Annotated in this window: 10 protein-coding genes; all 10 read left to right on the top strand. The window is 72.3% G+C overall.

Translation table 11 applies throughout. The features are described from left to right. Positions 1–184 precede the first annotated feature (184 nt). The 10 genes from ACTWQF_RS00270 (at position 185) to ACTWQF_RS00225 (ending at position 13,749) form a co-directional block, all read left to right on the top strand. On the top strand, positions 185–2,425 hold the full coding sequence (locus ACTWQF_RS00270; RefSeq protein ID WP_443275930.1) for an ATP-binding protein: 2,241 nt from the start codon (positions 185–187) through the stop codon (positions 2,423–2,425). Between the two features lie 139 nt (positions 2,426–2,564). Continuing rightward, positions 2,565–4,634: a PucR family transcriptional regulator ligand-binding domain-containing protein gene (locus ACTWQF_RS00265; RefSeq protein WP_443275929.1), complete on the top strand. Its 2,070-nt coding sequence runs from the start codon at positions 2,565–2,567 to the stop codon at positions 4,632–4,634. 232 nt (positions 4,635–4,866) lie between these two features. After that, complete coding sequence (locus tag ACTWQF_RS00260; RefSeq protein WP_443275928.1) at positions 4,867–6,321, top strand: aldehyde dehydrogenase family protein; 1,455 nt, start codon at positions 4,867–4,869, stop codon at positions 6,319–6,321. A 141-nt stretch (positions 6,322–6,462) separates the two neighbouring features. Further along, the gene (locus ACTWQF_RS00255; protein WP_443275926.1) at positions 6,463–7,053 is read left to right on the top strand and encodes a TetR/AcrR family transcriptional regulator; all 591 of its coding nucleotides are present in this window, start codon (positions 6,463–6,465) and stop codon (positions 7,051–7,053) included. Between the two features lie 29 nt (positions 7,054–7,082). After that, complete coding sequence (locus tag ACTWQF_RS00250; protein ID WP_443275924.1) at positions 7,083–7,976, top strand: phosphotriesterase family protein; 894 nt, start codon at positions 7,083–7,085, stop codon at positions 7,974–7,976. 224 nt (positions 7,977–8,200) lie between these two features. Beyond that, complete coding sequence (locus ACTWQF_RS00245; protein WP_443275922.1) at positions 8,201–8,968, top strand: metallophosphoesterase; 768 nt, start codon at positions 8,201–8,203, stop codon at positions 8,966–8,968. A gap of 129 nt (positions 8,969–9,097) precedes the next feature. Further along, positions 9,098–9,244 carry a hypothetical protein gene (locus ACTWQF_RS00240; RefSeq protein ID WP_443275920.1) on the top strand — a complete coding sequence of 49 codons (147 nt, stop codon included), beginning with the start codon at positions 9,098–9,100 and terminating at the stop codon, positions 9,242–9,244. 248 nt (positions 9,245–9,492) lie between these two features. After that, entirely contained in the window at positions 9,493–10,836 is a 1,344-nt protein-coding gene (locus tag ACTWQF_RS00235; protein ID WP_443275918.1) for a sensor histidine kinase, read from the top strand. Between the two features lie 20 nt (positions 10,837–10,856). Then, positions 10,857–11,546, top strand: coding sequence for a response regulator (locus tag ACTWQF_RS00230; protein ID WP_443275916.1), 690 nt, complete (start codon positions 10,857–10,859; stop codon positions 11,544–11,546). 274 nt (positions 11,547–11,820) lie between these two features. Beyond that, positions 11,821–13,749 (top strand): acyl-CoA dehydrogenase family protein, encoded by a 1,929-nt coding sequence (locus ACTWQF_RS00225; RefSeq protein ID WP_443277500.1) that lies wholly within the window; start codon positions 11,821–11,823, stop codon positions 13,747–13,749. Positions 13,750–13,815 lie beyond the last annotated feature (66 nt).

Below are 13,815 nucleotides of genomic sequence, written 5' to 3'. Positions count from 1 at the left end.
ACGTCCACCCGTGACCACCCTCCCACCATCCTCACGCGCCCCCATGACGCCCCGGTTCTCGGTCGTCCCGGAGGACCGGACGCGCCCGCGGGCCAACTGACGTGGTCGGCCGCTAGATTGGGTGCAGGAGGGTGTCGGCCCGTCAGGGCCGACACGTCGGGGCGTCAGGGAGCTGAGGCAGCACATGGACATGGGGCTTCCCCACCGGAAGCAGGGCACAGGCAGCACGCACCACACTGCCCCCACCCCCACCAGCCACCCCCCGGCGCCGCCCGCGCCCTCCACCCCCTTGCCGCCACCGCCCGGCGGGAGCGGCAGCATTCCCGCCGCGCGCGGCGTGGAGGCAGCACCGCCGCCCATGCCGCCGAGCGCTCCCCAGGCCGGCCCGCCGCTGGCCGACTGGCTGCGGCTGCCCCGCCCGGAGGCCGCCCCGGGCATCTGGCGCTGCGGCTACACACCGCGCCCCCCGGAGGACCCGGACCGCACCCCGGCCCGGCAACTGGTCAGCGGAGCTCTTATCTCGTTCCTGATGGGGTGGCTGTTGTGGTCGCTGCTGTGGAACGGGTATTTGGGGCAGTTCTGGCTTTGGCCCCTCTACGCCATGACGCCCGACTCCGTCGATTCGGGCCGCAAGCTGCTCGCCTACGGGTACTACACCCTCGTCGCTGTCGCCCTCATCGTCTTCTTCGGCCGCGTCGGCCGCTGGGACGAGCTCGCCCGCCGGGTCTGGGCGCGGATGAAGGGCGACGGCGGCCGGCGGTCGGGCGGGTTCGTGCCGGACGGGATGGCGGCAGCCCCCGCACAGGCGCCGACCCCCGCGCCCCCGCCCCACCTCGACCCCGTCCAATGGCCGGAGCTGCGCGCCGGGGGCGCGGGTGAGGCGGCGGAGAAGCTGGCGGAGGAGTTGCAGGCCGGGAGGATGACGGATGTCGACCATGCCCGGCTCGACCGGGCGTGGCAGGTGGTGCGGGCGAGGCCGCAGCGGCTGGAGGCGTTCGTCGCGGGCGTCCTCACGGAAGGCGCGGCGGCGTGCGGGCATCCGTCGGGCGCCCGGGATCTGCCGGTGCGGGCTGCCCGGCACGATCTGTCGCTGCGCCAGGTCCGTATCGGCAGGGCGGCCGACTCCGAGCGCAATCCGCACGAGTACCGGGGCGCGGGCATCGCGCTGGAGCCCTCCCTGCTGGGTACGTCGGCGCTGGCTGTGGGGCCCCCGGGGACGGGTAAGACGAGCAAGCTGGCCCGCCCGGTGGTGGAGTCGCTCTGTCTCCAGGCGCTGGCCGGGCAGGCAGCCGTGATCGCGGTGAGCCCGGCGGGCTCGCACTTCGTGCCGGACGAGTCGTTCGACCTCGTCATCCGGCTCGGGCACCCCGGCTCCACCCACGATCTGGACCCCTACGGCGGTACGACCGACCCGGACGAGGCCGCCGGAATGCTCGCCGAGGCGCTGGTGGGGGACCTGGCGGCGACGCTGCCAGGGGGTGACAGCCGGCGTGCTGCGACGTCGCTGGCCCAGCTGATCGGCCCGTTCGCCGTGGTGCACGGGCGTTTCCCCACCGTTCCCGAGCTGCGCGAGCTGCTGGACGGTGGTCCCGGAGCCCTCGACGCGCTGCGGGAAGCGCTGCGCGCCGACGGGCAGCAGAGCCAGCTCCGCGAACTCGACGCCTTCGAGCGCCAGTCCGGGCGGGCGGGGGATGTCGCAGCGCTGTTGGCGGACCGGATCGCGCTGCTGGACAGGCCCGCGTTCGCCGATTTCTTCCAGCCGGAGGGCAGCCCCAAGGCGGAGGGGCGGCGTCCGTTCTCGCTGCGGGCGCTCGAACATCCGCTGCGGGTCCGGATCGATCTTCCGGAGCGGGGCCACGCGGAGGCGTCGCGCATTCTGGCCCGGCTGATTCTGGCGCAGTTCACCGAGTGCGCGGTCGCGCGCGCGGACCAGTCGCTGTTCGCCTGCCTGGTGCTGGACGACGCCGCCCAGACCGTCACTCCGCAGGCACTGCGCGGCCTCCAGCGGCTGCGCTCGGTGCACGCCGGCGTACTGCTGACGCTGCGGGCGCTGGACGACGTACCCGAGCCGCTCCGCGGTCCGCTGCTGGGTGCCGTGGGCTGCCGGATGGTGTGCGCCGGGGTCACACCGTGGGACGCCGAGCGGTTCGCCGAGGTGTGGGGCACCGAGTGGGTGCAGACCCGCACGGTCACCAACCGGCAGCTGGTCTCGGACGAGCCCGTGACCCGTGTCCTGCACGCGGTGCGGCGGCTGGCGACCGGCAAGCATGTGACAGCCGAGTCGGTGACCGTACGCAGCGAGCAGCGGGAGCGCTGGTCGGCCTCCGATCTGGCCAATGAGCTGCAGCCGGAGCACGCGGTGCTCTCCGTCACCACGGTGCGCGGGGAGCGTACGCCGCCGATCCTGACAAAGCTGGGGGAGTGACCTGGGCCCAGAGCCGGCGTGCCGGGAGGCAGTGCGCCGGGGCCGGTCCACCAGGGCCGGCGTGCCCAGGGGCCGCCGGAACGGTGCCGGATATCTGAGGGACCGAATACGCGCCGACGGCTGTACCGTGAAGTGCGTTATGCCACCGACTCTTGCCGCGCTTGTCCAGAACTCCGCGCTCCGCCTCTCCGTGCTCGCCGGGCACGACCGGCTGGACGCCGTCGTGCGCTGGGCGCACGCGAGCGAGCTTGCCGACCCGACGCCGTACATGGACGGTGGGGAGCTCATCCTCTTCACGGGCCTCAAGCTGGACGCGGGCGACCCCGAGGCGATGCGCGCCTATGTGGAGAAGCTGGTCAGCAAGGGCGTGACCGGGCTCGGTTTCGCGTCAGCCGTCAACTACGAGGGCGTGCCGCAGGCCCTCGTCGACGCCTGCCGGGAAGCGGATCTCCCGCTGCTCGAGGTCCCCAGACGCACCCCCTTCATCGCGATCAGCAAAGCGGTCTCCGCGGACATCGCCGCCGAGCAGTACCGCGCGGTGACCGCCGGGTTCGACGCGCAGCGCGAGATGACCCGAGCCGCGCTCTCCCGTGAGGGTCCCTCCGCGCTGCTCGCCCGGCTGGCCTCGCAGGTCGACGGGTGGGCCGCGCTCTACGACGCCTCCGGCTCGGTCGTCGCCACGGCTCCGGCCTGGGCGGTGCGCAGGGCGGCACGTTTCGTCGGCGACGCCGAGCGGCTGCGGGACCGGCCGGCGCCCGCCAGCGCGGTGGTCAGCGAGGCGGAAGCCGGGGACGACCGTGTCGAACTCCAGTCGATCGGCAGCGGCAGACGCGCCAAAGCGGTGCTGGCGGTCGGTACGGCAGCACCGCTCGGTACGGCCGAGCGGTACGCCGTGAACTCGGCCATCGCCCTGCTGACCCTCACCATGGAGCGCTCGCGGGCGCTGCAGGAGGCAGAGCAGCGGCTGGGCGCTGCGGTGCTCAAGATGCTGCTCGTCGGCGAGGGCGACCATGCGCGTGCCGTGGCCGGGCAGCTCTACGGCGGACTGCTGGACGCCCCGATGCGGGTGATCGTCGCCGAACCGGCCTCGGCCGCGGCAACGCGCTTCGCCCAGGAGGGCATCGCGGCAGTGCATACGGCCCAGGCAGCGCAGGCGTCCGGGGCGCCCTCGGTGCCTGCCGCGGCCGGTGCGCGCCCCTCGCCGCAGCCGCGCAGCGGCTATCTGGCCCGTGCGGGCGAGCCGTGCGGGCTGGCCGACCTCGCCGCGACGAACGGCGGGCCGGCAACCGTCACGGCTTCCTTGGAGGCCGGGACGCCCGCCGGGACGAGGCTGTCCGGCAAACCGTCCGCCGGGAAGCCGTCCGCCAAGTCGTCGGTGAAGCAGCCCGCTGCGAAGCCCTCCGGGCCGCAGTCGCCGCAGTCGTCGGGCACGAAGTCGTCGGCCACGCAGACCGCCGCACCGCAGTCGTCCGCCACCGTCCCCTCCGTCTCAGCTGTCACCTCCGGGGCATCGGCGACCTCCGGTGTGGTGGTCGGCGCGGGCCGCGGTCCGCAGGCCGAGGGCTCCGACACGGGGCGGCTGGGCCGGATCGTCTGGCCGTTGGAAGAACTGGCCGACGCGATAGAGACCGCCGCCGCGCGCAACGGTGAGGCGGTGCTCGTGGTGCCCGACGGGGCGCGGCTGGTGGTGCTCGCCTCGGACGGCGGCGCAGCGGTGGCCGCGTGCGCCGAGTTCGGCTCGACGGCTTCCGCCGCGCAGCCCGGCCGACGCGCCGGTGGGGGCGGCGAGGAGGGGCTGGCGATAGGCGTCTCCGCGCCCGTGGGGCTGTCCGCAGCTGCCGTCGCCTTCAAGCAGGCCGACCAGGCGCTGGCCGTCGCCAGACGGCGCGGAGTGGCCCTCGTGGAGCACGAGGATGTCGCGGCCGGGTCGGTACTGCCGCTGCTGGCCGACGACGCCGTCCGCGCGTTCGCCGACGGACTGCTGCGTGCCCTGCGGGAGCACGACGCGAACGGCAGGGGCGACCTGGTGGCCTCGCTGCGGGCCTGGCTGTCCCGGCACGGCCAGTGGGACGCTGCCGCCGCCGAGCTCGGTGTGCACCGTCACACGCTGCGATACCGCATGCGCCGGGTGGAGGAGATCCTGGGCCGCTCCCTCGACGACCCGGACGTGCGCATGGAGCTGTGGCTGGCTCTCAAGGCCACCAGCTGAGACCGCGAAGGACAAGGCAGTACGGGGCAGGTCCCGGCACGCACGGCGCGGCAGCGGACAGCACGCCGCGGAGGAATCGCGTCCCGGGCGTACGGGGACAAGCCGTACAGCGACAATTCGTAACACGGCGCCGCGCAAGTGCTACATCCCGGCAAAGAAGCGGGCGGGCCTCGACGCCCTAACGTGGACGCTGGAACCGAGCCACTCTCCCGCATCCGGAAGGCGATCCGCAGTGACGACAGCGACTTCTCCTCACGCATTCTGGCTCGCCGGCCGTGAGGCCACCGGCGACAGCACGCTCGACGTCACCTCGCCCTGGGACGGCAGGCACGTCGGCACCGTCAGCATTCCCACGTCCGAGCAGGTGGAGGAGGCCGTGGCCGCTGCCGCCGCGGTCGCCGACGAGTTCTCCGCCACCCCCGCGCACGTCCGCGCCGCGGCGCTCGACCACGTCACGCGCCGCCTCGTGGAGCGTACGGAGGAGATCGCCCAGCTGATCTCGGCGGAGAACGGCAAGCCCATGAAGTGGGCGCGCGGTGAGGTCGGCCGCTGCGTCTCCGTCTTCCGCTGGGCGACCGAGGAGGCCCGCCGGTTCAACGGGGGCGAGGCCCAGCGCCTCGACTCGGACGCGGGCGGCACCGGCAGGCTCGCCTTCACCCGCCGCTTCCCCTACGGCCCGGTCCTGGGTATCGCTCCGTTCAACTTCCCCCTCAACCTGTGCGCCCACAAGGTCGCCCCGGCGCTCGCGGTCGGCACCCCGATCATCCTCAAGCCCGCGCCCGCCACCCCGCTGTCCGGGCTGATCCTGGGCGAACTGCTGGCCGAGACGGATCTGCCGGCGGGCTCGTGGTCGGTGCTGCCGGTGCCGAACGACCAGATGCCGGGACTGGTGCAGGACGAGCGGCTGCCGATCATCTCCTTCACCGGCTCGGCTCCGGTCGGCTGGTCCATCCTGGACTCCGCGCCGCGCAAGCGCGTCACCCTGGAACTGGGCGGCAACGGCGCGGCTGTGGTGCTGGCCGACTACTCCTCCGAGGCCGACCTGGACTGGGCCGCCCAGCGGATCGCCACCTTCTCCAACTACCAGGCGGGCCAGTCCTGCATCTCCGTGCAGCGGGTCGTCGCGGATGCCTCGGTCTACGACCGGCTGGTCCCCAAGGTCGTGGCGGCTGTCGAAGCGCTCAACACCGGTGACCCCTCCGACGAGGCCACCGATGTGGGCCCGCTGGTGAGCGAGGACGCGGCGCGCCGCGTCGAGTCCTGGATCGGCGAGGCGGTCGCGGCCGGCGCCAAGGTGCTCACGGGTGGCAAGCGCGACGGCGCGACGGTGGAGCCGACGGTGCTGGAGAACGTCCCCGCCCACACCCAGATCGGCTGCGAGGAGGTCTTCGGGCCTGTCATGTCGTTCGTGAAGGTGAACGGCGAGCAGGAGGCGTTCGCGGCCGTCAACGAATCCAGGTACGGCCTGCAGGCCGGTCTGTTCACCCACGACGTACAGGCCGCCTTCCGTGCACATCGCGGGCTGGAGGTCGGCGGTGTCGTCGTCGGCGACGTACCGTCCTACCGTGCCGACCAGATGCCCTACGGCGGCGTCAAGGACTCCGGCGTGGGCCGGGAGGGTGTGCGGTTCGCGATGGAGGACTACACCTACGAGCGCGTCATGGTGCTCACCGGTCTCGACCTCTGAGCCGCACCGCCTGCCCTTCCCCGAGCGCACACTGCTGCCGGGCTCCCGCACAGCGCACGCTGTCGGGGGCCCGGCAGCGGCGTTTCCGAGGGACGGCGCAGCTTCTGGATCTATGTACCTACTGGTATGTACAGTGAGGGCATGAGCGGTACTGACACAGCCCACAAGCTGATCGAGGCCACCCAGGAGCTCCTTTGGGAGCGCGGCTACGTGGGCACGAGCCCCCGGGCCATCCAACAGCGGGCCGGGGCAGGCCAGGGCAGTATGTACCACCACTTCGGCGGCAAGCCCGACCTGGCGCGGGCCGCGGTGCGCAAGAGCGCGGAGGAGATGCGTGCGACAGCCGACGCGGACCTCTCGCGCGAGGGGAGCGCCCGGGAGCGCGTCCGTGCCTATCTGGGGCGGGAGCGCTCGGTGCTGCGCGGCTGCCGGATCGGCGGACTCGCCCAGGACCCGGACGTGATCGCGGACCCCGCACTGCGCGCCCACCTGCGGGAGACCTTCGACTGGCTGCGCGCCCGCCTGACCGAAGTGCTCGAGGAGGGGCGGGCGAACGGCGAGTTCGGTCCTGCCTTCGACCCCGCCGGTACGGCTGCGACGATCGTCGCCGTCGTCCAGGGCGGCTATGTGCTCGCCCGCTCCGCCGGGGACCCCGGACCGTTCCACGAGGCGACCGACGGCCTGCTGCGCCTGCTGGACGCCCACGCGGCCGAACCCGGGTCCCCCTCGTGACGCGGGAGGACGGGGGAGCGGCCCCTGCCGTGCGCACCGTCGAGGGCGATCTCCCCGGCCCGGAGCTGGGGGTGTGTGACGCCCACGACCATCTGTTCCTGCGCAGCCCCCGGCTGCCCGGCGAAGAACTGGCGGACACCGACGCCGCCGAGCAGCAGTTGCGAGGGTTCGCCGAGCACGGCGGTCGAAGCCTCGTGCAGTGGACGCCCTACGGACTGGGCCGCCACTCCGGAGCACTGGTGGAACTCGCCCGGCGCACAGGCACCCGGCTCGTGGCGGCGACCGGGCTGCACCAGGCCCAGCACTACACCGAGGAGCCGCCGTCCGATCCGGCGGAGCTGTTCGTCCAGGAGCTGACCCGCGGGATACGCGGTGGCGTCTGCGGCGAGCAGCCCCGGGCGGGGCTGATCAAGGTTGCGGGCGACTTCCACGGGCTCGGCCCTTACGCGCGGCGGACGATGGCAGCTGCGGCCGAGGCACACCATGCCACCGGTGCGCCGATCGCCGTGCACCTGGAACTGGGCACCGGCGCGGCGGACGTACTGGCTTTCCTGTGCGAGCAGCAGGAAGTGCCGCCCTCCAGCGTGCTGTTGGGGCATCTGGGGCGCTGCCCGGATGTGCGGATGCAGCGCGAGGCGGCACGTTCCGGTGCGTGGCTCGTTTTCGACGGACCCTCGCGCACCCATCACGCCACTGACTGGCGCCTTTTCGACAGTCTGGCCGACCTGTTGGAGCAGGGCTATGGCGACCAGTTGCTGCTGGGCGGGGACACGGTCACCGCGACGGCCCGTGCCGAGACGGGGGTGCCGTATGTGACCCGCGTACTGCGGCCACGCGTCACCCGCGAGCTGGGCCCGGAGACGGCCCGGCGGCTCTTCGTGGACAACCCGGCACGCGCCTTCGCCGTCCACTGGAAGAGCTGAGTACGACCGCCGGATCCGCAGGAGTGACCCGGCGCCGGCCCTGGAAACCGACCCGGGGAAGCCGAACCTGCGGAGCCCGGCGGAGCGCCACAGGGCCCCGCACAGCCACCCGAGACGTGACGACAGAGTACGCCCGAGCCACACGACAAGCGAGACGACAAGCGAGCCACACGACAAGCGAGCAAGACGGTAAGCGAGCCACACGACAAGCGAGGAACCAGCAGATGTTCGCCTTCGCGCAGTTCAGCGATATTCACCTCGGCCAGGACCGGGGCGACGGCGGGGCACGCGCCCGCGAGCGCACCGAGCGGGTGCTCGCCTACCTTGCCGGTCTGCCCGGCGAACTCGACGCCGTACTGCTCACCGGGGACATCGCCGACCACGGCGAGGAATCCGAATACACCCTGGCGACGAAGCTCTTCGCCGACCACGGGGTGCTTCCGCTGATCTGCCCCGGCAACCACGACGCACGCGGCCCCTACCGCTCCGTGCTGCTGAACGGCGACGCCTCCGATGTCTCGCCGGTCAACCAGGCGCACCAGTTGCTGGGTGCCACGTTCCTGATGTGCGACTCCAGCGTGCCCGGCAAGGGGCACGGCTATCTCGACGACGCCACCCTCACCTGGCTCGACCAGGCGCTGGCCGGGGCGCCGGGCGACAAGCCCGCCTTCGTGTGCTTCCACCATCCGCCGGTCCCGCTGCACGGCCAGTACGTCGACCCCATCCGGCAGTTCGGCGAGGAACGGCTTGCCGAGGTCGTCGGCTGGTACGGCAATGTGGCGGGGCTGCTGTGCGGGCACAGCCACACCCCGGCGGTCACCACCTTCGCGGGGCTGCCACTGGTGGCGGCACCCGGCGTGGTCTCCACCCTGAAGATGCCCTGGGAGGGTGAGGAGGGCGGGCCCATCGACTACGAACTGCCGCCGGTGCTCGCCTTCCACGTCCACGACGACGAGGGCAGGCTGACGACCCACTTCCGCGTCGTCCCCTGAACCCTGGCATGACCCCGCCCCCTGCGCGCCGCTCGGCGGCACTACAGTGCCTTGAGGAACGTGATTCCGAGGTACTCGTGTGCGATCCGCGGCCGGAGGTCCGGCCCGGAGGCCGGGGGAGGTGGGTCCATGCGCCTTCGCGAGGAGTGGCAGCGGCGACGGATCGGCCGCGCCCTGACCGTCGTCGTGGCGGCTCTCGCACTGCTGCTTTTGCTCATCACTGTGGTGCTGATGCTCAGTGGGCACTCCGCAGCGTCGAACAGCACCACGCCCTGAGGCTGTTGTCTGCGGCCACGGTTTCCCCCTGTCCGTGGCCCGCCCCCCGTCCCCCGGGCGTGGCGCTCTTCCTGAGAACTGAAGTTACGCCGTCCCCGCCCGCCGGTCATCACCGTACGGCGGTAAGTGGAAGCTGTCCTTCTGCGGTAGCCGACCGCCGGAGTGGTACCACAGCGGTAGACGGCGGGCGCGCTACACAGCGCGTCCGGTGGATGAGGGCGCCGTCGGCAGATGGCTACGCTGCGACGATGCGGAGCACGACGGTCTGGACCCGACTGCGCCACAGAGCTGAGCGCGTGCCGGCCTGGGCGTACGACAGCGCCATCGCGCTCGCCATCACTGCCGTCAGCCTGCTGTTGGGCAACGACCGCGTCCCGGCGGGCTGGTCGGGTCTTGACGGCCTGGGCGTGGCGCTGACCTGCGCGGTGAACCTGCCGCTCGTCGCCCGCAGGCGCATCCCGTTCGCGCTGAGCCTGGGCGTCTTCGCGGTATGGACGGTGTATGTCGCGCTCGACTACTGGCCCGTCGTCAACACCCTCGGTCCCCTCCTCGCGCTCTACACCGTCGCGTCCATGCGACCGCTGCGTGAGGCGGTGCTGTGCGCGCTGCTGCTGGCGGCGGTCTGGAACTTCGCGGGGACGACGGGCGAGGAGAGCTCCTGGGCCACCGTGCTGGGCCAGAGCGTGCTCTACACCAGCGTCATCTGCGGCTTCGGCTATCTGGCGCGCAAGTCGGCGCAGCGCAATGTGGAGCTGGCCCGGCTGACCGGCCAGCTGCGCCGCGAACGGGCGGGGGCGGAGCGGCGTGCCGTCGCCGAGGAGCGGGTCCGGATCGCCCGCGAGCTGCACGACGTGGTAGCGCACCACATGTCGGTGATATCCGTGCAGGCGGGACTGGCGGGCTACGTCTTCGACACCGATCCGCAGACCGCCCGCGGCGCGCTCGGCACCATAGCCGACACCTCCGGCGAGGCACTGGCCGAACTCCGCCGCCTGCTGGCCGTGTTGCGGGTGGAGGGCGGCGACCGGCCCGGAGACGGCGGCCCGCAGCTCGTCAAGGGTACCGAGGATCAGGCGGAGTTCGGTCCCGCACCCGGGCTCGACCAGCTGCCGGAACTGGCCGAACGGGTACGCGGCGCAGGCGTGCCCGTACAGTTCACCGTCAGCGGCGAGCCCCGCCCCCTCGCGCCCGGCGCCGGCCAGTGCGCCTACCGCGTCGTCCAGGAAGCGCTCACCAATGTGCTCAAGCACGCCTACCCCGCCCAGGCGGCCGTCACCGTCGCCTACGAGCCCCGGCAGCTGACCGTGACGGTCTCCGACGACGGCCGTACCAGCGGGGGCGGCGAGGGCCGGACCGGCGCGGGCGGCGAGAAGGGCCGCGACAAGGGCGCCGAGAAGGAACGGGCGGGGAGCGCGGGCGGCGCCGACGGTTCTCGTACGCGGATTCCCGTACCGCCGGGTGCCGGCTCGCCCCCTCCGGGCGGGCACGGCTTGATTGGGATGCGGGAGCGCGCCAGGATCTACGGGGGCCGGCTGCACGCCGAGCCACGGGCGAGCGGTGGATTCGAGGTGCAGCTGATCCTCCCCGCCTGACGGGCAGAGGGGAACACACGGTGACGACCAGGGTGCTCGTCGTCGATGATCAGGTGCTCATCAGGGCGGGCGTCGCCGCTCTGCTGCGTGCCGCACCGGACATGGAGGTCGTCGGCGAGGCGTCCGACGGGGACGAGGCGGTCCAACTCGCCGCCGAACAGCGGCCCGACGTCATCCTCATGGACATCCGGATGCCCGGCACCAGCGGTATCACCGCGACCGAGCGGATCCTGGAGGCGAGCCCGGAGCCTCGCCCCCGCATCCTGGTGCTGACCACCTTCGATCTGGACGAGTACGTCTACGCGGCGCTGCGCGCCGGGGCCTGCGGCTTCCTGCTCAAGGACACCGGTCCGCAGCGGCTGCTGGCCGCCATCGCCGCCGTCGCGGAGGGGGACACCCTCTTCTCGCCGAGCGTCACCCGCCGCCTCATCGAGGCGTACGCCCCGCAGCCCGACCCCGCTACCCCGCCGCCCGAGACGCTCGACGTGCTCACCGGACGGGAGCTGGACGTGCTCCGCCTGGTGGCGGGCGGGCTGTCCAACGCCGAGATCGCCGAGGCCCTGGTGATCAGCGAGTCGACCGTCAAGACGCACCTCAACCGCACGATGGCCAAGCTGGACATCGGCAGCCGCGCACAGGCCGTTGTGCTCGCCTACGAGACCGGCCTGGTCACCCCTGGCAGCGGCCGGACAGGGGGACGCGCCCCGTAAGGGGCGCGGGGAACTGCGCGCCCAGCCACGACGCAACCCGCAGCCTGCGGGAGCCAGGCAGGGGCACCCCCTACTCAGCACAGGGGAGGGAAGCACAAGAGTCGCCGGGCACGCACTGGCAGCGGCGCCACGCGGAACGCGTCTGTGCGCGGCGTCTGGTACGCCCCGGAGGAATCGGGTACATACGACCGAGTAGCACCCGTCGGTAGCCGTCAGTCGGCTGTCACCGTCCCGCACCGCGTATCCGCCTCCACACCGTTTCGAGGTGAGCGAGATGACCGTCTCCGAGCGTGAAGCACGCGAAGTCGCCGAGGCAGCCCGGGAGAAGGACTGGCGCAAGCCCAGCTTCGCCAAAGAGCTCTTCCTCGGGCGTTTCCGCCTCGACCTCATCCACCCGCATCCGGAACCGGCGGCCGACGACGTCGCGCGCGGCGAGGAATTCCTGGCGAAGTTGCAAGAGTTCGCCGAGGCCAAGATCGACGGTGCGCTGATCGAACGCGAGTCCCGCATCCCGGACGAGGTGCTCAGCGGGCTCAAGGAGCTCGGCGCGCTCGGCATGAAGGTCGGCACCGAGTACGGCGGCCTCGGCCTGACCCAGGTCTACTACAACAAGGCGCTCGCGCTGGTCAGCTCCGCCAGCCCGGCCGTCGGCGCCCTGCTGTCCGCGCACCAGTCCATCGGCGTTCCGCAGCCGGTGAAGCTGTTCGGCAGCCAGGAGCAGAAGGACGCCTTCCTGCCCCGCTGTGCGCGCAGCGACATCTCCGCGTTCCTGCTGACCGAGCCCGACGTCGGTTCCGACCCGGCGCGGCTGGCCACCACAGCCGTCCCGGAGAGCGGGGGAGATTACGTACTCGATGGAGTGAAGCTGTGGACCACCAACGGGGTGGTCGCCGACCTCCTGGTCGTCATGGCGCGCGTCCCCGAGCCCGCCGCCGACGATCCGCGCCGGGCCGAGGGTCACAAGGGCGGCATCACGGCCTTCGTCGTCGAGGCCGACTCCGAGGGCATCACCGTGGAGAACCGCAACGCCTTCATGGGGCTGCGCGGCCTCGAGAACGGCGTCACCCGCTTCCACCGGGTGCGGGTCCCGGCCGCCAACCGGATCGGGCCCGAGGGCGCCGGTCTCAAGGTCGCGCTGACCACCCTCAACACCGGCCGGCTGTCGTTGCCCGCCACCTGCGTCGGCTCCGGCAAGTGGTGTCTGAAGATTGCCCGCGAGTGGTCGCAGGCGCGCGTCCAGTGGGGCAGGCCGGTCGGGAAGCACGAGGCCGTCGGCAGCAAGATCTCCTTCATCGCGGCGACGACGTTCGCCCTGGAGGCGGTGGTCGACCTGTCGTCCCAGATGGCCGACGAGGACCGCAACGACATCCGGATCGAGGCCGCGCTCGCCAAGCTCTTCGGCAGCGAGATGGCCTGGAAGATGGCCGACGAACTGGTGCAGATCCGCGGTGGCCGCGGTTTCGAGACCGCCGAGTCCCTCGCGGCGCGCGGCGAACGCGGTGTCCCCGCCGAGCAGTTGCTGCGCGATCTGCGGATCAACCGCATCTTCGAGGGCTCGACGGAGATCATGCACCTGCTGATCGCCCGCGAGGCCGTGGACGCGCATCTGTCGGTCGCCGGCGACCTGATCGACCCGGACAAGACCCTCGCCGACAAGCGCAAGGCCGCGGTCGCCGCCGGTACCTTCTACGCCAAGTGGCTGCCCAAGCTGGTCGCGGGCCCCGGCCAGCTGCCGCGTACGTACGCCGAGTTCGACGTCCTCGCCGGGCATCTGCGCTACGTGGAGCGCACGGCACGCAAACTGGCCCGCTCCACCTTCTACGCCATGTCCCGGTGGCAGGGCCGGATGGAGACCAAGCAGGGCTTCCTCGGCCGCATCGTGGACATTGGCGCCGAGCTGTTCGCGATGAGCGCGGCCTGCGTACGGGCGGAGAAGCTGCGGCGTGAGGGGACCGACGGGCAGGCCGCCCATCAGCTGGCCGACGCGTTCTGCCGGCAGTCCCGCATCCGCGTCGAAGAGTTGTTCGGGCGGCTGTGGACCAACACCGACGATCTCGACAACCAGGTTGTCCGAGAGGTCCTGGACGGCTCCTACGCCTGGCTGGAAGAGGGCGTGATCGACGCGTCCACCGAGGGGCCCTGGATCGCCGACGCCACCCCCGGCCCCGCCCAGAAGGAGAACGTGCACCGCCGTATCCCCTGACCCGCGCTCTCCGGTCCGGCTGGCGGCACACCGGTGCCCCCTGCCCAGCTCCACGCCCCCGCCCTA

Origin of the sequence: Streptomyces sp. 8N114, assembly GCF_052245835.1 — a bacterium.
GTDB lineage: Bacteria > Actinomycetota > Actinomycetes > Streptomycetales > Streptomycetaceae > Streptomyces.
This window is presented reverse-complemented; position numbering and strand designations above follow the sequence as displayed.

What these genes read in the sequence shown, in the direction of transcription:
- ACTWQF_RS00270 (WP_443275930.1), top strand. Translation starts at nt 185, where the DNA reads ATGGACATGGGGCTTCCCCACCGGAAGCAGGGCACAGGCAGCACGCAC.
- ACTWQF_RS00265 (WP_443275929.1), top strand. Translation starts at nt 2,565, where the DNA reads ATGCCACCGACTCTTGCCGCGCTTGTCCAGAACTCCGCGCTCCGCCTC.
- ACTWQF_RS00255 (WP_443275926.1), top strand. Translation starts at nt 6,463, where the DNA reads ATGAGCGGTACTGACACAGCCCACAAGCTGATCGAGGCCACCCAGGAG.
- ACTWQF_RS00245 (WP_443275922.1), top strand. Translation starts at nt 8,201, where the DNA reads ATGTTCGCCTTCGCGCAGTTCAGCGATATTCACCTCGGCCAGGACCGG.
- ACTWQF_RS00240 (WP_443275920.1), top strand. Translation starts at nt 9,098, where the DNA reads ATGCGCCTTCGCGAGGAGTGGCAGCGGCGACGGATCGGCCGCGCCCTG.
- ACTWQF_RS00235 (WP_443275918.1), top strand. Translation starts at nt 9,493, where the DNA reads ATGCGGAGCACGACGGTCTGGACCCGACTGCGCCACAGAGCTGAGCGC.
- ACTWQF_RS00225 (WP_443277500.1), top strand. Translation starts at nt 11,821, where the DNA reads ATGACCGTCTCCGAGCGTGAAGCACGCGAAGTCGCCGAGGCAGCCCGG.